Raw genomic sequence first — 21,098 nt, 5'->3', positions numbered from 1 at the left:
CCCGGAGTCCGAAACCACCGCCACGCTGAAACCCTAGGGATATTCCCGGAGCGATCTGTATCCTCAGGGGACGGGACAGAGGGCCAGGGGACACAGGTGGCGGTGTCAGCGGGCGTAGACGATATTCTTCGTCGTTCCTTCGGCCACAAACCACAACCTCTTCAGCGTCAGAGTTTTGGGCGCAGCTGCGGTCGTTTCGCGTCAGGATATCGATCGGCGCGTCGCTGGGCAGCAACGAGCTTTCCGCAGACGGGGCCGCTATTGGTGACACCTCAGCTTGCTGAACGTCAATCATCTACGCCTCCACGTGTCGGCCCCGAACAGCGTCATGCATCATGACGATGTTCGCAAGGGGACATTCTGCTCCGATTAAACTTCCTCGCGAGAGGTGGTCAGGCGGGAACGCTGGTAGCTTCCCAAAACTCATGTTCGTCCAAGGAGTCGGGAACGCCGCCACGATCGCGAATGTCGCGAACTGGGCGTGAGCAGACGGTAAGCTGAGCTGAGTTCGTGCTTTCGAGTATCACATCTCGGGCATAAGCCGTGGCTTCCACGACCCACTTGCGGCCGTTAAGCGGGCCATTGTCGTTCCCGACTTCCGACGTTTGTTCAGCTCACGTCCGAGCCGTTCAGTGACCGCCGCAGCTGTAGATGGTCGGGTGCGATATGGACTGCGGTAGGCGCTTATCCTCAATCCTTCGGGAGCAAGCCGGCGCTCGCGCGTTGTGACCCTCGCCTCGCTTGGGGCCTCGTCGCTCCAACGGAGGATCATCTCTTGTCCACCCCATCTGCCAGCCGCGTCCTGCAACCCGTCACGATTGGCGATCTGCAACTCAAGAACCGCATCGTCATGGCGCCGCTGACACGCAGCCGCTCAAACGACGACGGCGTGCCGCCCGGCTTCGCCGCCGATTATTATGGCCAGCGTGCCGATGCAGGCCTCATCATCACCGAGGCGACCAACATCTCGGCCCAAGCGCGCGGCTATGCAATGACGCCCGGCATCTGGTCGGACGCGCAGGTTGCTGCGTGGCGGCCGATCGTCGAGGCCGTGCACCGGCGCGGCGGTCTGATCTTCCTTCAGCTCTGGCACACGGGCCGCATCTCGCACCCTGATCTGCACGGCGGCGAACTTCCCGTGGCGCCGTCCGCGATCGCGGCGGAAGGACAGGCATTCACCAATGACGGCCTGAAGGATTTCGTCACCCCACGCGCGCTTGAAACAGCCGAGATCCCCGGCATCGTCGAGGATTACCGGCACGCCGCCCAGCAAGCGAAGGCTGCCGGCTTCGACGGCGTTGAGGTTCACGCCGCGAACAACTACCTCCTCGAGCAGTTCATCCGCGACAGCACCAACCGGCGGACGGATGAGTATGGCGGCTCCATCGAGAACCGCCTCCGATTCCCGCTCGACGTGGTCCGTGCCGTGGTCGAGGTCTGGGGTGCGAAGCGGGTGGGCATCCGTATCTCGCCGGCGACGACCGAGCCCGGCAAGACGCCGCTCGACAGCCAGGTCGTGCAGACGTTCGACACGTTCGTCGACGCGCTGTCCGAGATAGGCCTGCTCTACATCCACGACATCGAAGGCGTGACCCAGCAGACCAGAGACGTGCCGGACGGCATCGACTTCCAGAACCTGCGCAAGCGCTTTAGTGGCGCTTACATCGCCAACAATCAGTACACGCTCGATCTCGCCGAGGAGACGCTGGCGAACGGCGATGCCGATCTGTTCAGCTTCGGCCGGCCGTTCCTCGCCAACCCCGATCTCGTCGACCGTCTGCGTACCAGCGCCCCGCTCGCCGAGGCTCCCAAGCAATATTGGTACGGCGGAGGCTCGGTCGGCTACTCCGACTGGCCGGGGATGAACGGGCCAATCAGCCTGAAGTGAGACAATCTTGGTTTAACGCAACGGCATTGCAGGGCGGGCACGGAGTGCCTGCCCCCATTCGCCGTCGAGGGACGTTGAGACAATCCAGTCGCTTTTCCGATCCCGGCCGAGCCCCTGCTGAAACGGAGAAGAGACATGCGCGCTTTATGCTGGCACGGTAAAGGCGACGTCCGCGTCGACACCGTCGCGGACCCCGAGATCAAGCACCCGCGCGACGCGATCATCAAGGTCACCGCCTGCGCCATCTGCGGCTCCGACCTTCATCTGCTCGACGGCTACCAGCCGACGATGGAAGCCGGTGACATCCTCGGGCACGAGAATATGGGCGAGGTCGTCGCGCTTGGCTCGGAAGTGACCAACCTCAAGATCGGCGACCGCGTCGTGGTGCCGTTCACGATCAGTTGCGGCGATTGCTGGTTCTGCAAGAAGGGCCTGTTCGCCGCCTGTGATCGTACCAACCCGAATGCCGAGATGGCCGCCAAAGCGATGGGCCACTCGCCGGCCGGCCTGTTCGGCTTCAGCCACATGCTGGGTGGATATTGCGGCGGCCAGGCGGAGTATCTCCGCGTACCGATGGCTGACATCGGGCCGATTAAGATTCCCGAAAACGTCACCGACGATCAGGCGCTGTTCCTGTCCGATATCTTCCCGACGGGCTACATGGCCGCCGAGAATGCGCAAATCGAGCCCGGCGACACCGTCGCGATCTGGGGCTGCGGCCCGGTCGGCCAGTTCGCCATCCGCTCCGCGCTGATGATGGGTGCAGGCCGGGTGATCGCGATCGACGAGGTGCCAGAGCGGCTCGCCATGGCCGAGGCGGGGGGCGCCGAGACGATCAACTTCGCCGAGACCGACGTCTATGACGAGCTGCAGGCACGTACCAAGGGCCGTGGCCCAGACAGCTGCATCGATGCGGTCGGCTGCGAGGCTGCCGCACACGGCTCGGCGGACGCCGTCATGGACAAGGTGAAGGCGAGCCTGATGCTGGCGACGGACCGCGTCCACTCGCTGCGCCAGGCCATCATCAGCTGTCGCAAGGGCGGCACGGTGTCGGTGCCCGGCGTATATGTCGGCATGGGCGACAAGCTGCCGATAGGCGCGGCCATGAACAAGGGCCTGACCCTCAAGCTCGGCCAGACCCACGTGCAGCGCTATACGAAGCCGCTGCTGGAGAAGATCGTGTCCGGCGCCATCGACCCGAGCTTCGTCATCACACACCCGGCCAGCCTTGAAGACGCGCCTGAGATGTATGCGAAGTTCCGCGACAAGCAGGATGGTGTCATAAAGGTGGTGATGCGCCCGCACGGCTGAACCGCATCGTCGCTGCGTCCCGAGGCCTTGGTCGCGGACGCAGCGACGACCCAGTTGCGGCCATTCAGCGCGGTATTGCCGCGTCCCGATTGCTGCCGTTCATTCACCTTGCAAAAGGCGTCTCTTCCAAAGCCTAATTGGATGACCGAACGTCTGGCATTGGGAAGATTGCGGCCTGACTGCTTTTAGGCCAGGTTCGGTCAAGGCAGACGTTGACGGACTACGATTGCCGCCGTGAATTCGCCTCAACGATGTAGCCGGGAGACGGCAGATGATTGCTTCAGTGGTCGGTCTCATGATGACAGCCGCCTCTCCAAGCTCGGCAGAGCCAACAGTTGTCTGCGAAATTGGAAGCATCGCTCTGCGTGAGCTGCCAAGCATCAGCCACAACAAAGGATTTGATGCATACTACGTCGCTCCCGACCCAAGTCACCCTGATCTGCTGACGATTTGCCCTGGTCTAAAGGATAAAATTCCCAAGAGCTATCTTATTGCAGACGACGATGCGCGATCGCGAGCAGCGGTGCACGCCCCTATTTCCGGCCAACATATCCGAGAAGCCTTCATCTATTCTGTCGGAGTTCCACAGATTAGTAGCGACGTTAAGAGCGCCGTCGTCCATTTGGCCTACTCATGCACCGGCCTCTGCGGTGGAGAATTAGAGGCTCGCTATATTCGCACATCAAAGGGATGGCAGCGCGAGGGTGAGATTCGCATGCTCTCCGTCTCTTAAACGCACCAGCAGCTGAACAATCGGGAGATTGCGGGCAAGCGCGACGCGCAACCGGGATGATTGACTATGAGCGTTAGCGGTAGTCTGATCGATTACCAGACCCCATGCCCCTTTGTGGCGAGAGCGGACCGGCTGATTTTTACGCTGCAAGCCATCAAACCAGCCACCAAACGGGCGCTCAAGGCGCAGTAGTCTTTTGTTTAGGCGGCACCCGGGTTTCGTGAAGATGGTTGGTCGATGCAAAACCTGTGAGTTGCGCGTCATGGCCACATAACGAATGGTCGGCAGGCGCAGCAACCTAAAATGGGGCGGGGGGTCTATAAGTCATGGATACGCGATCGATATCGTTATCAATATCTAGCACGACCTCAATATCCCAATAGGATTTTCCAAGGCCGCTGGGCGCGTAAGCGAGTCTGTATGGCTGCGCTAGCTTATTGTCGCTGTGGATCCGTTCGACATTCCACACGCTCCTAAAAGGCACCTGTAAGAAGGCCTCGCGAGGCGAAACCTTCGTTGTGTCATATGAGGCGATCGATCCCGCAAGGAGTTCAAACGACTGGAATTTCCCAGCTTTCAAGAGGCGTTGAGCGTCCTCCAGCTTGGCAATGAGGTCCGTAGCTTCTCGGGCGGTGACCCCGCTTAATTGCCGTTTGATAGGAACCGAGGCGGCCGGCGTCGTTTGTGCCCCGGCGCTAGTGGATTGGCCAGCCAGGCCGACGATAAAAGCGATTTGTAAGATGCCCATGCTTGCTTTCTCCACGATTTGAATTGCGCCTGCAATCGCTCGGAAGCCAATCAGCCGTTTTGGTACGTAGCCGATGATGAAAAACTTTTGATTTTTGCATGACGATGGCGAGATTGAATGGAAAAGCGAAACGACATTTTGCTGAACGAACGACTGCGATCGGGAACGGCACGACGATCGTTGAACGTCTACGTGGGGGCGGAGCTGCCGCCCCCCCTTCGCCGCCATGACCCAATCTCGGCCGTTCGTACGCACCTTCTCGCTTCCCTAAAGCTGCCGCTTGTTCATATGAGCGGATCGGCTGCTTGATCGAACCCGCTCGGCTGCTCGAAACGGCTCAGATTAGAGGGAAGCGGAAAGACGCTTACGGCTACGCCGATGCGATAGCCGACTCGCGCGGAGACTCCAGCCCCTTATTTGCTCCAATTGTTCCTACCCCGGGATGCGATGCTACCAAATTCAGCAAGGTTGTCCTAATCGATGAGTTTCGGCTTCAAATTAGCATCGGTTTATATCTATTGGGAAGTCGCGGCGTTTTACAAATTTTACTAACTATGTTTTATAGGCGCCGGCTTGCGACTGCTACTTACCATTCGAGCGATACTTTAAATAGCATCCTTAGCGTATTCGCTGGCGAGCTCCGGCACCGCGTGCCACACTAGCTCTGATAACAAACATGGGGTCACTGATGCGCGTCGGTATTTCTTTCGTTGCCCTGCTTCTCGCCTCCACGGCTGCTGCCCAGACGCCCGGCAGCGCATACCACCGCGCCCCGTCCGCAATTGCCAAGGTGCTCGAGACACCGCCGACCCCGGTCGTCGCGGTCAGCCCAGATCACCGAACGCTTGCCATCATCGATCGCGAGAACCTGCCGACAATCGCCAATTTATCGAAGCCCATCCTCCGCCTCGGCGGCTACCGCATCGACCCCGCAACCAATGGTCAGGCCGAGGTGCGCATCCAGTGGCTGACCGGCCTGACCTTCAAGGACGTCAGCAGCGGTCGCACGACGCGGGTCGCATTACCGGCCGGGGCGCGGTTCGCTGCGCCGGACTGGTCGCCTGACGGCAGCCGCCTGGCGTTTTACGTGCAAGGACCGGATGGCTTGGCGCTTTGGGTAGCAGAGCGGAACGGCACCGCCCGGGCGGTCGCCACCATGCTCAACGGCACGTTCGGGACGCCGTTCGTCTGGACTCCTGACAGCAAGGCGCTGATCGTCAACACGGTGCCCGGTAGTCGCGGCGCGCCGCCCGTCGCCGCGACGACCCCGACCGGACCGATCGTCCAGGAAAGCGCCGGCCGCACCTCCGCGGCGCGCACGTACGAGGATCTGCTCGGCGACGCCCACGATGAGGCGCTGTTTGACTATTACTTCACCGGCCAGCTGGTCCGGGTCGCGCTCGACGGCAACGCCCAGCCGATCGGCACCCCCGGTCTCGTCACCGCGTTCAGCGTCTCCCCGGACGGCCGCTACCTCCTGACCGAGCGGCTCAAGCGCCCCTATTCCTATCTGCTCCCGGCTAGCTTCTTCCCGACCGAGATCGCGGTGTCGACGATCGACGGACAGCCGGTGCGGACGCTCGTCGACCGTCCGCTTGCCGACGACCTGCCGGTGGACTTTGACGCGACGGTGAAAGGCCCGCGTGAGGCGATCTGGCGCTCGGACGCTCCGGCGACGCTGGTCTGGGCTGAGGCGCTCGACGGCGGCAATCCGCGCGCCAAGGTCGCCTTCCATGACCGGGTCATGATGCAGGCAGCCCCCTTCGATGCGGCGCCGGTCGAGCTGGCACAGACGCCTGCCCGCTATTCGACGACGATGTGGGGGGACGACGGTTTTGCGCTCGTGCTCGACAGCGAGTGGCGGACCCGGACTGAGCATCGTTTCGCCGTTGCGCCGTCTCAACCCGGCAAGACCCGGTTGCTGATGACGCGCAATTATCAGGACCAGTATGGCGATCCGGGCGAGCCGATCCTCGAGGAGAATGCAGCAGGTAAGCCGGTGATGCGCTTCACTGCCAGCCACGACGCCGTCTTCGTCACGGGTGACGGTGCGACCAAAGCGGGCGCCTTCCCTTTCCTTGCGACCATGCCGCTCGCGGGCGGCGAGCAGGTCCGCAGGTGGACTGCCAAACCTCCCTTTTACGAGACGGTCATTGCGCTGCTCGACGATAAGAGCCGACGGATCCTGACACGGCGCGAGAGCGCCACGCTCGCCCCCAATTATGTCATCCGCACCGTCGCGGGCAACGGTGCCAAGCCGATCACCGCCTTCGCCGATCCCGCACCCGTCTTCGCGGGGGTGACGAAGCGGACGATCACCTACTCGCGCGCCGACGGCGTACCGCTATCGGGGACGCTCTACCTGCCGGCGGGATATGACGCCAAGCGCGACGGGCCGCTGCCGACCCTGCTCTGGGCTTATCCCGCCGAGTATACCGACGCCAAAGTTGCCGGGCAAACTGTCGACCAGGGCAACCGCTTCGTTCGTCCGCGCGGCATCAGCCACCTCTTCCTCCTGACGCAGGGCTATGCGATCCTCGACAACCCGGCGATGCCGATCATCGGCGAAGGCGGCGCGGAAGCAAACGACACCTATGTCAAACAGCTTCAGCAGGACGCTCAGGCGGCGGTCGACGCGGTGGCCAAGCTCGGGGTCGGCGACCCTTCACGCATGGCGGTGGGCGGCCATAGTTATGGTGCGTTCATGACCGCCAACCTGCTGGCTCATACCACCCTGTTCCGCGCCGGCATTGCACGATCGGGCGCGTATAACCGCACCCTGACGCCCTTCGGTTTCCAGGCTGAGCAACGCACCTATTGGCAGGCGACGCCCACCTATACCGAGATGTCGCCCTTCACCTACGCAGACCGGATCAAGGCACCGGTCCTGCTCATCCATGGCGGAGCCGATGACAATAGCGGCACGTTCCCGATCCAGTCGGAGCGGATGTATGCCGCCCTCAAAGGCAACGGTGCGACGGTCCGCTATGTCGTCCTCCCCAACGAGCCGCATGGCTACCGAGCACTGGAATCCACGGAGGAAACGCTTTGGCAGATGACCGATTGGCTCGACCGCTTCGTCAAGCCCGTAGGCGCCGCTTCATCTTCAGCTAAGTCTGCCGCTGCTGATAAATGACCCACATCCGGCCATTTAGGGCCCTTGTCCCGCCGCCCAACTTTAGCCGTTCGTTCACGTTGCCGCTGCCCTCACCATAACCGTCAGCTTGATTTTACTGCCGGGTGAACAGCGGACACGATCCTGACTGCGTCGTTGATTGTTGCCCGCTGTTGAGGGGTTCCGCCCGGTATCACCGTCCATACGTCTCCAGGCCCCTTCGCGCGTGGCAAGGTGTGCAGCGGACCTATGATCGAGGCCCAGTTGGTCGCGTGATCTTCCGACCTCCTTTTTGCCTCGTCGCTTAGAAGGGAAAGCAGATCATGTGAACGTATCCGTCGGGGCATGCGCCGCCTGGTAGGACCGCACCGGTAAAAAACTTGCTCATCTCAGCGTGCCGAATTTCAGCTGATGCATATGGGATCATCCGCTACCTTGAGACCCAAATTCGGCCGTTCGGCCAATATTCGGCTTTCGCCTAACCGGACCTATGTTCCCATCGATTGAAACTGCCGCCTTGAAGCTCCGAATAAGCGAATTCAACGATGGCGGTTGCGGGTAGATCCCTGACCGCGCGACGCCATCCGGACACGGCGACACATCCGGGACTTTCCCCGATAGTATCTGGAGGTGCGATGCAGCTAGGCAGTGCTCATGCCGTTGCCGCTCCTTCCCCTTGCTCCGTCGGTTCGAACCGCAACGAGTGCAGCAATACCCCGTCTCGGCGACCTGCCGTGGATCGCCGGCTATGCCCTGGCATTCGCCTGTGCGCATCATATCGCTGCGGGTTGGGGCGGTCAGGGTTATTACTCGCTGCTCTATCCGGCAGCGGGTGTCAGACTCGCGTTACTGTGGAGCCGTGGACCGCGGCTGACGATTTCGCTCATCGCGATGGAATTGGTCGTGCAGACGATCGCCGGCATCATCGTCCCAGGCCAGCCCGGCTGGCTTACGGCTTCGATCGGCGTCGCGCGACCTGCATTGACCTACGGCATCGTAGTCTGGCTGGTCCGCCACCTTGCGGCCCGGTCAAGTTCTAGCCTTGGCGTCGCGCCTATGCCGCTGGGCTTGGCCGCCGTGACGGCTCCCGTCGCGGCAGCGCTGGTCTCGCTGCCTTGGTCTTTGCTCAGTCCCGAGCTGACCGGTGTCGTCGGCCTGCGGCAGACACTGGCGTCGCTTACCGGTTTCGCCGTTGGCGACATGCTCGGGGTATTGCTGGTTGCTCCGCCGTTGCTCTGGGTCATACAGGCTGCGCAGGACCGGACGCTGGTCCTGCATCGTCCGGCCGCACGACACGTTGCTGCACTGGGGGAAGCTGCCGCGGTACTCGGAGCGGCCATCGTGGCCAGCCTCTCGCTTGTCCGTATCGGCCTGGGTACTCCCGCGACCCCTGCCCTGCTCGCCGTTGCGTGGATTGGCCTGCGGTTCGGGCGTACCGCCAGTTGGTGGGCGATCCTGATCGTGGCGGCCATCGTCCTGCCGTACACCGCCACCGGCATGTCGGTCGCCGAACGGCTCGCGTTGCACATGAGTCTCGCCTCGATCGTAGTCGTCGGTTACCTCGCCGGCAGCTTCGCCGATGCGCAGGCACGGGCTCAGACCGATCTTTCGCGCCGCGACCGCCTGCTGTTCCAGGCGGAACGCCTCAAGACGTTGCGGGCGATGTCGGTTGCGGTGATCCATGAGATCAGTCAGCCGCTTTCCACATTAGCCATCGAGGCGAAACACCTCCACGAGATCACCGTCTCTGCCGATCCGGAGATTGCGCAAACTTCAGCCCTCATTGACCGAAAGGCAGCGGCGCTGTCGACGCTCGTGCGCCGCCTGCGCCGTTTCGGGGGGAGAGCGGTCGACGAACCTAGCGCCCTCCCCGTATCCGCGCTGATCGAGAACGTCGCAGCGCTGACCTCTGCCGAGGCTAAGGCAGCGGGCGTCGTTGTGGAGGTCGTCCCGATCGATCCTGACCTCGTCGTATTGGCTCAGGAGATCGAGCTGGCGCAGGCAATCATCAATCTTGTTCGTAACGCGGTGCAGGCGTGCGACGGTCACGTTGTGCTGTCGGCAAACCGTCACGACGACCAGGTCGTTGTAACCGTCGCGAACTGATGTTCGGATCGAAGCACGCCAAAACCCGGCATGGGCGTCGGTGCCCTTGTTGCCCGCGCAATTGTCGAAGCGCACGGCGGGACGGTCGATCGCATCACCCAGAGCGATGGCGCCATACGCGCGACCCTCTCGCTCCCGCTCGCAGGAGTCCCCGCATGACACATTCCGCGAACCAATCAGATCGCGCGACCGTCTATGTCGTCGATGATGACCGTGATCTGGGCGCAGCCGTCGCGCGGTTGCTGGGACGCCATGGTTATGCAGCCGAACCGTTCCTCGATCCCGTCATGCTGTTGTCGTTTTATGCAGATGCGCAGGCGCACTGCATCGTCACCGACATCATGATGGGTGATCTCGACGGGTTCGGCTTTGCGGACCGGGTGCGGGCCATCGATCCTGCCGTCGCGATCGTCTTCATGACGGCCTGGCCGACGACTGCGAATGCCGTCGACTCAGTCCGTCGCTACGGCGGCCTCGACTATCTCGAGAAGCCGCTGGACGAGACACGCCTCCTTGATGCGGTCGCCGAGGGGGTCGCCTGGTCCCGGCAACAGCGCAGTGCGCGCGCCCGTACCGCGACCCTGTCTGCGCGAGAGCGTCAGGTCTTTGAATTGCTCGTCCAAGGGCATAGCAACAAGGCGGTCGCCGATATGCTCGAGCTCAGTCCCAAAACGATCGAGGACCATCGGGCCTCGATCGTCGCAAAGACGGGCGCCAATGGCCTTGCCCAGTTGATCGCACTCGCGCGATGACCATTCGTTTGCTGGAGTTCCAGGCTGACCATGACCATAGACAACAGGCAATTGGAGCAGGCCATTCTCGACTTGCTTGCGACGCGACCCGAAATCTATCCTGCTCAGATGGTCGGCGAACTGAAACCGCGGCATGCCGGCATTTCTTTAGCCCGTATGCATGATGTTCTTGAGTGCCTATTCGCCGAACATCGCGTCGCACGCTTGTGGCATCGTTATCTTCTGCCAAGCGACGTCAGGAAGGTACGCACAAAGTGGCTGGACAGACTGCAGCCGTATGCAGACCAGCTTGGCGCGACCGGCACTTATTTCGCCATGTTTCAGACCGCGCGCGATATCGTGACGCATTGGGATGGTTGGTCGGTGGAAGCTCGCGATCTTACGGCATGACCCATTTGCGGTCATTCGTGACCTTTCCCTTTCTCCAATTTCGGCCATTCATTCATATCCGAAATTCGACCGCGCCTGACACCTGACCCTTTCAGCTCACCGACTTAATATGGGGGGAAGCGAAACGTCTGCTTACCGAAACGCCGAGGGCGATAGCCGACACGCCGTGGCACCAACCCTAACAAGCCGATGGCGCTACCAGAATTAGGGCAAGGGCGGGTCGTTCGGGATCAACACCTTCCCAGTGGTTATCTTCAGTGGGAGGGCTGGTGAAACCGTAGGGTTCGTCGGATAGCTCCGACCATCAAACCGCAATCTCGCTTCGTGACCTTTGATGATCCCGCCACCCGCGACGGTGACACTTAGATCGCGCCATCCGTGCGTGATGGTCGGCAGGCCCCGAATCGGCGCACGTGATAGGGATATATCCGAGACTTGCCGATAGCCGGCTGGCGTCAGGGATAGAACATAAAGATCGCAACCACCGCTCCCGCAGAGGTCGGATTGTTGACCCCCGGCGGAGGTGGACATTGCGTAAGCCAGTGCTTCGGCACGGTTATCGCCATTCAGATCAACCAACGCGACGCTGTACCGAGTGAGGTGATGATCCTTCACAAAGGTTGCTACCCCCGGCGCCATCGGGGTGTTCACAGATACCGCGCTCAGTAAAACCAATATCATCGGTAACATAACCGCCACGGTCTCCGGCAAATGCGGCTTGGTTCATAGCACGGGATCGTCGGCCTGAACCAATGGCCGCTTTCGATTTAGTCAGATTGCCAGCCTAGTCGTCCAAGCTTGGGCTAAAGCTGCCGCCCTCCGCTTCGCCGCAACGACCCAAAACCGGCCACTCGGAGCGCCCTGCCCGCTTCCCAGATTCTGCCATTCATTCATGAGCGCTGAGCGTGGTGAGGAGCACCAGAAGCCAAGAAACTTCGCTGGGAAGTCACCGCGTGGGCAGGCGCATTACGGGGGCGATGGATGAGCGCGCCAATTAGACAAAGCGCACGCGGCGCGGACCGATGTGGTTGCGCATACAGCCTAGCTGTACTCTTAGATGTCGAGGTGTGCCATCTGTTGACACAAGCGCGTTGTGTGCGCAAAGCCGGATGATGACGACGCGCCTTTCCTGCAATGTATCGCTGACCCCCGAGCTGAAGAGCTTCATCTCAAGCAGCTTGGCAACGGGTGATTATGCCAATGTCAGCGAGGTCGTTCGAGCGGGGTTGTGTTCGCTGCGAGACGGTCCGCGCCGCGCCTCTCAGACGGTGGTGGATGGCTGGCCAGTGGGCGGTGGTGAGTGCGGCACCCTGATCCGTAACCGCGATTGGAGTCGCACGGGGCTAGGAATGCCGGAAGCATGGTCGCACGAGATGCGGGCCACGATCTCCAATCTCGTCAACTCGCCGGTCGCCAAGGTGCTGATGTGGGGACCAGACCACATCATGTTCTACAATGATGCCTATCGAGATATAGCTGGCGAACGTCACCCTCTGGCGCTCGGCACACCGGTGGCGGACGCCTTTCCCGAAGTATGGGACTGGAACCGTCCGATACTGGCAGCGGTGCGTCAGGGTGAGACGCAATCCTACTTTGATCAGCCGATCGTCTTTCAGCGCGCCAATGGCCCGCAGACGCTGGGCCTCAGCCTGTTTTACACGCCGGTTTACGATGCGGATGGGACGCCTGGTGGCGTGCTGTGCACCATCATCGACAACAGCGGCCGAATTGCCACCGAGCAAAAACTTGCCGCGAGCGAAGCTGAGCTGCGCCGCATCGCAGATGCCGTGCCGATGCTGGTGTCCTACGTTGATCGCGAGCACGTCTACCGCTTCGCCAACGCCGATTATGAAAGCTGGTTCGGCATCTCGCCCGGTAAAGTCGTCGGCAAATCCGTGCGGGAAGTGATCGGTGACGAGGCGTACCGCACCCGCATAAAAGACCTAGACCTCGCGTTGACGGGCAGCCCGCTCGTCGCGGAGACGGTATTTCATCATCGGACCCTTGGCCCACGTCAGACCGAGATCCGATATGTACCCCATGTCGGGGACAGCGGCGAGACGCTCGGCGTCTATATCCTCGGCATCGATATCGGCGATCGCGCCGAGCGCGAAGCAGAGATCAAGGCGAGCAACAGCCGTTTCCGCACTGCCATGGAGGCCGTGCACGGCGTGCTTTGGACCAATAGCGCCGATGGCCGGATGGTGGGCGAACAGCCAGGCTGGAGTGCGCTCACCGGGCAGAGCCAAGACCAATATCAGGGATTTGGCTGGGCATCAGCCGTTCATCCGGATGACGCAGCGGCAACCGTCATCGCGTGGAATCAGGCCGTCTCTGCCCGCAGCATGTTCGTGCATGAACATCGCGTGTGCCGTTACGACGGGGAATGGCGGACCTTTGCTATTCGGGCCCTGCCCATCCTCGACGATGCCGGCGAGATTTCCGAGTGGGTCGGCGTCCATACCGATATCTCACATCAACGCGCGGCGGAGGCGAGCTTGCGCGAGCATGCCGAAAGCCTCTCACGGCAGGTCCGGCATCGCGAACGGGCAGAGGATCAGCTCAGACATCTCAATGAAAATCTAGAAAGCCGTGTCATCCAGGAAATTGCTGATCGGCGAGAAGCTGAGGCTAAACTTGCTCAATCCCAGAAGATGGAGACGGTTGGCAAGCTGACAGGCGGCGTCGCGCACGACTTCAACAATCTGCTCCAGGTGGTCGGCGGCAATCTTCAGCTGCTCAGCCGCGACGTTGCCGGTAACGAGCGCGCCGAGAAACGCGTCAACAACGCGATGGCCGGCGTGTCACGTGGTGCAAAGCTGGCGGCGCAGCTCCTGGCCTTCGGGCGCCGCCAGGCGCTCGAGCCCAAAGTCGTTAACGTTACGCGCTTCGTGCAGGGAATGGACGACATGCTGCGCCGTGCGATCGGTGAGGCAATCGAGGTGGAAACCGTCTTTTCGGGCGGGCTGTGGAACACCTTCATCGATCCCGCTCAGATCGAAAACGCACTACTCAACCTCGCGATCAACGCACGCGATGCGATGGAAGGTCGCGGCAAGCTGACCATCGAGCTGGCCAATGCGCATCTCGACGACGCCTATGCGCGCTCCCATGACGAGGTGACGCCGGGCCAGTACGTCATGCTGGCGGTGAGCGATACTGGGTCGGGCATGTCGCCCGAGATCATCGCCAAGGTGTTCGAACCATTCTTCTCGACAAAGGCCGAGGGCAAGGGATCAGGTCTTGGCCTGTCGATGGTCTATGGCTTTGTCAAACAATCCGGCGGTCACGTAAAGATCTACTCGGAACCCGGCGAGGGCACGACCATCCGGCTCTACCTGCCGCGCGCGACCGAGGCCGAGGACCTTGAGGTCGTCAGCGATGCAGGACCGGTCACTGGCGGCACGGAAACAGTGCTCGTTGTGGAGGATGACGAGGAGGTTCGTGCCACTGTCGTCGAGATGCTGACCGATCTTGGCTACAGCGTCCTCAAGGCGCCCGAAGCGACCAGCGCATTGGCGGTGATCGAAAGCGGTGTCGCAATTGACATGCTGTTCACTGACGTGGTCATGCCGGGAGCATTGAAGAGCCCGGAACTCGCTCGCAAGGCCCGTGAGCGGCTACCCGACCTCGCTGTGCTATTCACCAGCGGCTATACCGAAAACTCGATCGTGCACGGCGGCAAGCTCGACAAAGGGGTCGAGCTGCTTTCCAAGCCATACACGCGCGATGCGTTGGCTCGAAAGTTTCGGCACGTGCTGGCCAATCAGCGCCAGCGGAAGCAAACATTTGCCACGACAGCTGCAAACGCCGAGCTTGTCACCACCTGCTCCGCGCCGATCGCATCTTCGGCGACCATCCGTCAGACCGCCCTATTGGTCGAAGATGACGATCTGATCCGCGGCAACACTGGCGAGATGCTGAAGGAGGCCGGCTTCGTCGTGGTCGAGGCCGCCAGCGCCGAAGAAGCATTGATGGCGCTGCAGACGGCCCCTGTCGACGTTCTGGTCACCGACCTCAACCTGCCAGGAGCTTCCGGACGCGAGCTCGCCGAAAAAGCACGCGCGTTGCGGCCGGATGCCATCGTCATATTCGCGACCGGCGATCCCGGAGCCGTGGCGAACGAGATCGACTGTGTAGTTCTGCCGAAGCCATACAACGCCACAGCGTTGGCGTCAGCCATACGCTTTGGCCGCAGCAATGAGCCTGTTCCCACCACGTCGACCGACAAAGTGGCAGGATAAGTTAAGGTCTAGCCGCAGGGGTGTATCCATTCGCACCCGATCGCAAACGGACGAGAGAGTGCTGCAAACGCAATGTCTGATGAGCAGCTTGCTTCGATCACGAGCGTCCTACGTCGAGCGCCCGAATGGATCAGGCACGATCTGCTCGCTAAAGATCCTGCCGGGCGCCAGCAGGCTGAGGAAGCTTTAGCCGCGATAATCGCAGCGGCCCTTTCTCATACCGCAAAGGTCAAAGATCGAGCAGCTTAGCTCCGATGACAAGGCGACCAAGAGGACCCATTTGCAGACGTTCGCGGACTGTTTGCGGCTCCCCGATTTCGGTTGTTTGTTCATCTCGGCCATCGCCGACCTAAGTGGCAAAATCCCCTTCACGATGCAGGAAGCCTGCTCTGCCGGGATTGAATATTCGAATCTCCATCGTCCTGATGCGAAGTCACCCTGTTCCGTGCGCAGGGCACGATGTCGGCCGCGAGATGTTTAGGTCGTTGGGTGCGGTGGCTAAAACAGCTTTGCGAGGAACTCGACGATGGCAAAAACGGCGACTCTGGGGCTAATCGGAATGGCGCTGACTGGCTTGGCAGCCTGCGATCAAACGCCCACGGGTTCGACTGCGCGGACCGCGTCGAACGGTTCGACCGACGGAGCGGCGATGCCCGCCAACGGCCCCGGCCGACTGCGCGGCACGCTCGCCACCATCGATTCGAATACCATGACAGTTACCACCTACGACGGCGCGTCGATGCCGGTGCTGCTTAACGGCCAGACGAAATACGCTTGGGTCGTCAAATCCAGCCTCGCCACGCTCAAGAACGGCGACTTCATCGGCACCGCGACGACCGGCCCGGACAGCGACCTGAAAGCGGTCGAAATCGTGATCTTTCCTGAGGACATGCGCGGAGCCGGTGAGGGCCATTACGGCTGGGATACACCCGGAGTGAAGCAGGCAGCCGGGCAAGCGAGTGGGGCCGCCAGCGGAATGACTAATGGCACCGTAACGCAGAGCACGATGACGAACGGCACGGTTGAGCAGAGCGCCATGACCAACGGAACCGTGCAGCAGAGCGGGATGACCAATGGCACTGTCACTGCGGCCGAGAATGGCTCGGCAACGACGAAACTGACCGTCGGCTACAAGGGCGGAACCGCGCAGGTGAGCGTCCCGGAAGGAACGCCGGTCGTACGTTTCGTACCGACCGAGAAGACATCGCTCGCGAGAGGCCAGAAGCTGTTCATCAAGCTGGCCGACGATCAGAAGAACGCGCAGTTCGTCGCGATCGGCAAGGATGGCCTGACGCCGCCGATGTAGCTGGGCCGTTCAAGGTGATGACGGTGGCTAGCTTGACCCAGTTGCGGCCGTCCGCTGCTCATTCCCGGCTCGTCAATAGCGGACGTTGGTTCATCGGGCACCGCCTATCGCCAAAAGGCGCGAAATACGGCAACGGCACGGCATGAACCGTCTTGCCTTTCTTGCCCTCGCTCTGGCGGGACTTGCCTGGGGGCTTGGCTTTCCGCTTGGTAAGTTGGCCCTGCGCGAACTCGACCCGGCGCATATGGTGCTGCTCCGCTTCATCGTTGCCAGCATCGTCGCTTGTCCATTCGCCTTTGCCACGAAGGAGGCCCGAGCGCTGTTCCGTTCGCCACCGGTGCTGCTGGCGGGCGCGTTTTATGGATTGGCCTTTGTGATCCAGTTCGAGGGGCTGGCCGGGGTTACCGTCACTCTTGCTGCCCTGCTGGTCGGAGCGATGCCTGCGCTGATCGCGATCTCAGCGTATCTGATCGGCGAACGTGTCACACGCGCCTCCTGGATCGGCGTCGTCGCAGCGACGGGTGGCGCGGCTCTGATCGCTGGCAAGCCTGGCGGGGCCGGCACAGCGATCGGCATCGCGCTCTCGTTGGCATCGCTGCTGATCTTCCTAGCTTGGCTGCTGGCGCTAAAACGCGTGCCAGCGACGCGATCGGCGATGGCTGTGCCCTCCGTCACATTGGTTGTGGCCACGCTCACCGTGCTGCCGATCGCCCTGCTGCTACATGGTGCGCCCCCACTCACGCTGAGCGCGGTCGCCTAGAGCGGGATCATCGGGCAGGGTCTTCTCTCCACCTTCCTCGCCACGGCCGCGTGGCAGTATGGTGCGGCCCGCGTCGATAGCGCCAGTGCAGGCGTTTTCATAAACATCGAGCCGTTGATCGGTGCCACGCTCGGCATCGGCCTGTTCGGTGATCCGGTGGGATGGCCAGTCCTGCTGGGCGGAATGCTGATTGTGCTCGGCAGCATTGTCGTCGTTCGGGGCGAACGCCCCAACGCCAGTCATGCAGCAGACGCTACGCATGGCCTGTCAATGGACTAGACCCTGTGACCCACAAGTGGACAATCTGCGTGCTTTGCTGGCCTCCCACATCCCGCCACTTGTTCAGCTGCAGGATAGTGCTCCATCTGCGGCTATGCTCAGCGGGCGAACGTCTGCTCCCGGGCTAGAGCGAAACGTCCGCTGCTTGTGAGCGCAGACTTCACCACAGCTTTACAAGCACCAGACCACCGCGAGGGAGTGATGATAGCCAGCATCATTGGGGAAACGGGCGATACTCTACCTCTGAGCATGAGAGGCGGATAGGTTTCTTGTCTGTTTGACGCCCTCGGAAACTCGTAGCAGCGGCGGCACTCGCTGCGATCTGATATATCGACAAGAGGCCGTATAACACCTTTGCAAGCGGTCATCGTCAAAGGCTAGGCTACCGTCCGTTAACCATTACCTATTACTTCCCTCAGCATTGGACGGGGGAGCTTTTAATGCGCGACATCGGCAGTGAAATGCTCATCGCCATGCGTCAGCGCGCACAGGCGATCGATGTGTCGATCGTCATGCCTTGCCTCGACGAGGTCGAGAGCCTGCCGCATTGTATCGCCAATGCGCACGACGCACTCGCCCGAATTAAGGCGCAGTACGGCTTCGGGGGCGAGGTCGTCATCGCCGACAACGGCTCGACCGATGGTAGCCAGGCACTCGCCGAGGCGCTCGGCGCCCGCGTCGTCCCCGTCGTCCCACGCGGCTATGGCGCCGCCATCATCGGCGGATGCGAAGGTGCGTTTGGTCGATATCTGTTGATCGGCGATGCCGATGGCAGCTATGATTTCACAGACGGCGTGCCGATGATCGGGCGGGTCGCCGGAGGTGCCGACCTATGCATGGGATCGCGCTTCAAGGGCGGCGTCGCCCGCGGCGCTATGCCGTGGAAGAATCGTTACATCGGCAATCCCGCGCTTACCGGTATCCTGAACCTCTTCTTCAACGCCAAGATCGACGATGCCCATTGCGGCCTGCGCGCAATCCGCCGGGACGCGTTACTGACTCTCGGCTTGTCGAGCTGCGGCATGGAATTCGCCAGCGAGATGGTGATCAAAGCAAGCTTGCGACGCCTCCGCATTGCCGAGGTGCCCGCAACTTTGTCGATTGACCTACGGAACCGCGGGCCGCACCTGCGGCCCTGGCGCGACGGCTGGCGACACCTGCGCTATCTGCTCATCATGAGCCCGACCTGGGCCTTTGGCATCCCCTCGGCCGTCTCAATGACGGCTGGCACAATCATCCTCGCTGTCGCGCTGTTGCACCAGCTGGCGATCCTGCCCGGTACGGGGCCGTTCGGATCGAGCTGGCTGATCGTTGCCGGCTTCCTCGTAACCTGCGGTCACGGCGCCGGCGTCATGGCCGCCGCGATGCACCTGCATAGCGTGCGCGAAGGTCATCGTCTGCTCACCCGCCGGGTCATCCGCATTTTTCGTGTCGCGCGCATGGAGATCCTGTTGCTGATCGGCGTCGTGCTGATTGCGTCATCGCTTCTGCTCGGCGGCATTGCCGCATGGCGATGGACCGCCAGCGATTTCGCCGCGCCCGGTAGCGTGCTGCCAATCGTCGGCGCTGCGGCGTTGGGCGCGATCGGACTGCAGACGATGTTCGGTGCAATCATGCTGGCCATAGTCGGCGGTTCGTCGGGTGATATCCTCCCCCGTATCCGTCACGCCTGATGCACGCGGAGAGTGGCACCCGGCGGCTGACCCCGAGACCCTGGCACACCGACTGGCTGATGCTGCGCAAGCTCGGTGCCGTCATCGGCCGCGAACTGGCGTCGGTCAGGCGCGGTGCCGCGTCGCGTAATCTCCTCGATTTTGGCTGCGGATCGATGCCCTACAGGTCGATCGTAGAAGCTCAAGGCTTCAGCTACGCCGGCGCCGATTTCGAATCCCCAACGCTTTCGATCAGTCCGTCGGGCGCGCTACCGATCGCCGATGCAGGCTATGACGCAGTGCTTTCAGTGCAGGTGCTAGAACACGTCCGCGACCTCGACCGCTACCTGGCCGAGGCGGCGCGGGTGCTGAAGGACGACGGCACGCTGCTGCTGTCGACGCATGGCGCTTGGCTATACCACCCCCACCCCGAAGATCATCGCCGCTGGACGCGTACCGGACTGATCCTCGACATCGAGGCGCGCGGCTTCGTCGTGCAGACGGTAGAGGCGTTGGTCGGGCCACTCGCCACAACGACACTCATTCGGCTGACCGGCTTCGCCTTCGTGCTGCGCCGGTTGCCACTGATTGGTTCGCCGATCGCCGCACTGCTTACCATGGTGATGAACCTGCGCGGCTGGTTGGAAGATCGAATCACCCCGGCCGCGCTAATCCGAGACAATGCCTGCATCTACGTCGTGCGCTGCGTGAAGGCCTCGGTATGAAGCCGATCGTCCTTATACCGCGCTACTTGGTGGTAGGCGGCAGTTGCGCACTCATCAACACCACCGTGCTGGTCGGCGCCGGGGCATTAGGCCTGCCGCTGGGGCTCAGCATCGCTGTGTCGTTCATCATCGTCTGCCTCGCAGGCTATGCGCTCCATGCCGCGGTGACCTTTGATGCGCCCCGACACTGGCGTGGCTTTCTGCGCTATACTCTGGCAATGGCGGCGAACCTGCCGATGTCGACGCTACTGCTCTGGCTGTTCGCACGCGTTCTGCACTGGCCGATGGCGCTGGCCGCGCCCGCTGTCACCGCGACGATGCTCGCCGTCAACTTCCTCTCCAGCCGCTGGGCGATCACCCATCCGACGCGCCGCACCGTAGGAATGTCGTCATGATTCAGCAGACTTTCGGCCGAGCCAGCGCAGCCTCACGCACGGGCGCACTGATCACCCCTGAAGCGGTGGCAAAGACGCTTGGCCGGCATTTCGACCTCTATCGCTACCGCAGCCCGCACTACCAGACTGTCATGCTACGGAGCCTGCGCGATTTGTGGCGCGGTCCGCACGACCGCCTGCTCGATGTCGGTGGCGGCACCGGCGTTATCGCACAGTGCATCGCAGATTTGTTCCCGGTCGACGCCGTCACCAGTGTCGATGTCGAGAACCGCTTCTGCGACGGACTGACGATCGCATCCCACGTCTATGACGGCGAGCGTCTGCCCTTCACCGACGGATCGCACGATGCAGCAACGATCAACAACGTGGTCCATCACGTCCCCGTCGCGGTCCGTGCCCCCCTGTTTCACGACATCGCCCGCGTCGTCGACGGGCCGCTCTATATCAAGGATCATGCCACGCGCGGCTGGGTGGACGATGCACGGCTGACCGCGCTCGACATGATCGGCAATATCGCCTTCGCCGGCATGGTCCGCGCCAATTACCTGAGCATGGCCGACTGGGAGGCATTGGCCGCTGCGAGCGGCTATCGCATCGCCGCAGTGCGCACCGACACCTATCGTCACGGCCTGCTGGCACGGGTTTTTCCCAATCGCCTTGAGATCGCCATGCGCTGGGAGCGGCGCTAAGTCTC

Annotated in this window: 16 protein-coding genes; 15 read left to right on the top strand and 1 reads right to left on the bottom strand. The window is 61.9% G+C overall.

Going from position 1 to position 21,098, the window contains the following annotated elements; genetic code table 11:
- The first annotated feature begins 775 nt into the window (after positions 1-775).
- From PBN85_RS01025 to PBN85_RS01015, 3 genes are all read left to right on the top strand, one after another.
- Positions 776-1,888 carry an alkene reductase gene (locus tag PBN85_RS01025; protein ID WP_037531167.1) on the top strand — a complete coding sequence of 371 codons (1,113 nt, stop codon included), beginning with the start codon at positions 776-778 and terminating at the stop codon, positions 1,886-1,888.
- A gap of 135 nt (positions 1,889-2,023) precedes the next feature.
- Positions 2,024-3,199, top strand: coding sequence for a zinc-dependent alcohol dehydrogenase (locus PBN85_RS01020; protein WP_271299866.1), 1,176 nt, complete (start codon positions 2,024-2,026; stop codon positions 3,197-3,199).
- A 271-nt stretch (positions 3,200-3,470) separates the two neighbouring features.
- Positions 3,471-3,932 (top strand): hypothetical protein, encoded by a 462-nt coding sequence (locus tag PBN85_RS01015; RefSeq protein ID WP_271299865.1) that lies wholly within the window; start codon positions 3,471-3,473, stop codon positions 3,930-3,932.
- A gap of 298 nt (positions 3,933-4,230) precedes the next feature.
- On the opposite strand, the gene PBN85_RS01010 is transcribed toward PBN85_RS01015, so the two are convergent.
- Complete coding sequence (locus PBN85_RS01010) at positions 4,231-4,935, bottom strand: hypothetical protein (RefSeq protein WP_271299864.1); 705 nt, start codon at positions 4,933-4,935, stop codon at positions 4,231-4,233.
- A 433-nt stretch (positions 4,936-5,368) separates the two neighbouring features.
- On the opposite strand from PBN85_RS01010, the gene PBN85_RS01005 reads away from it, so the two are divergent.
- The 12 genes from PBN85_RS01005 to PBN85_RS00950 all read left to right on the top strand — a co-directional run bounded on the left by PBN85_RS01005 (position 5,369) and on the right by PBN85_RS00950 (position 21,093).
- Positions 5,369-7,816 carry a S9 family peptidase gene (locus tag PBN85_RS01005; RefSeq protein WP_271299863.1) on the top strand — a complete coding sequence of 816 codons (2,448 nt, stop codon included), beginning with the start codon at positions 5,369-5,371 and terminating at the stop codon, positions 7,814-7,816.
- A 633-nt stretch (positions 7,817-8,449) separates the two neighbouring features.
- Complete coding sequence (locus tag PBN85_RS01000) at positions 8,450-9,901, top strand: sensor histidine kinase (RefSeq protein WP_271299862.1); 1,452 nt, start codon at positions 8,450-8,452, stop codon at positions 9,899-9,901.
- Between the two features lie 155 nt (positions 9,902-10,056).
- A complete protein-coding gene (locus PBN85_RS00995) occupies positions 10,057-10,653 on the top strand; it encodes a response regulator transcription factor (protein ID WP_271299861.1) in 597 nt (198 codons plus the stop codon).
- Between the two features lie 30 nt (positions 10,654-10,683).
- Positions 10,684-11,043 carry a hypothetical protein gene (locus PBN85_RS00990; RefSeq protein WP_271299860.1) on the top strand — a complete coding sequence of 120 codons (360 nt, stop codon included), beginning with the start codon at positions 10,684-10,686 and terminating at the stop codon, positions 11,041-11,043.
- 1,112 nt (positions 11,044-12,155) lie between these two features.
- Positions 12,156-15,287: a PAS domain-containing protein gene (locus tag PBN85_RS00985; protein WP_443026758.1), complete on the top strand. Its 3,132-nt coding sequence runs from the start codon at positions 12,156-12,158 to the stop codon at positions 15,285-15,287.
- Positions 15,288-15,813: 526 nt separating this feature from the next.
- Positions 15,814-16,593, top strand: a complete 780-nt coding sequence (locus PBN85_RS00980; protein ID WP_271299859.1) for a hypothetical protein — start codon at positions 15,814-15,816, stop codon at positions 16,591-16,593.
- 142 nt (positions 16,594-16,735) lie between these two features.
- A complete protein-coding gene (locus tag PBN85_RS00975) occupies positions 16,736-17,353 on the top strand; it encodes a DMT family transporter (RefSeq protein ID WP_271299858.1) in 618 nt (205 codons plus the stop codon).
- A gap of 6 nt (positions 17,354-17,359) precedes the next feature.
- Positions 17,360-17,632, top strand: coding sequence for a DMT family transporter (locus PBN85_RS19000; RefSeq protein WP_336546224.1), 273 nt, complete (start codon positions 17,360-17,362; stop codon positions 17,630-17,632).
- Positions 17,633-18,072: 440 nt separating this feature from the next.
- Positions 18,073-19,305 (top strand): glycosyltransferase family 2 protein, encoded by a 1,233-nt coding sequence (locus tag PBN85_RS00965; RefSeq protein WP_271299856.1) that lies wholly within the window; start codon positions 18,073-18,075, stop codon positions 19,303-19,305.
- Between the two features lie 59 nt (positions 19,306-19,364).
- A complete protein-coding gene (locus tag PBN85_RS00960) occupies positions 19,365-20,009 on the top strand; it encodes a class I SAM-dependent methyltransferase (protein ID WP_271299855.1) in 645 nt (214 codons plus the stop codon).
- On the top strand, positions 20,006-20,404 hold the full coding sequence (locus tag PBN85_RS00955; protein WP_271299854.1) for a GtrA family protein: 399 nt from the start codon (positions 20,006-20,008) through the stop codon (positions 20,402-20,404). The genes PBN85_RS00960 and PBN85_RS00955 overlap by 4 nt, the downstream gene beginning before the upstream one ends.
- Positions 20,401-21,093: a class I SAM-dependent methyltransferase gene (locus PBN85_RS00950; RefSeq protein WP_271299853.1), complete on the top strand. Its 693-nt coding sequence runs from the start codon at positions 20,401-20,403 to the stop codon at positions 21,091-21,093. Before PBN85_RS00955 ends, PBN85_RS00950 begins: the two co-directional genes overlap by 4 nt.
- Positions 21,094-21,098 lie beyond the last annotated feature (5 nt).

Source organism: Sphingomonas sp. CV7422 (assembly GCF_027945725.1).
In the GTDB taxonomy this organism is placed as follows: Bacteria; Pseudomonadota; Alphaproteobacteria; order Sphingomonadales; family Sphingomonadaceae; genus Sphingomonas; species Sphingomonas kyungheensis.
The sequence above is the reverse complement of the archived record's forward strand: the minus strand, read 5'-3'. Positions and strand labels throughout refer to the sequence as shown.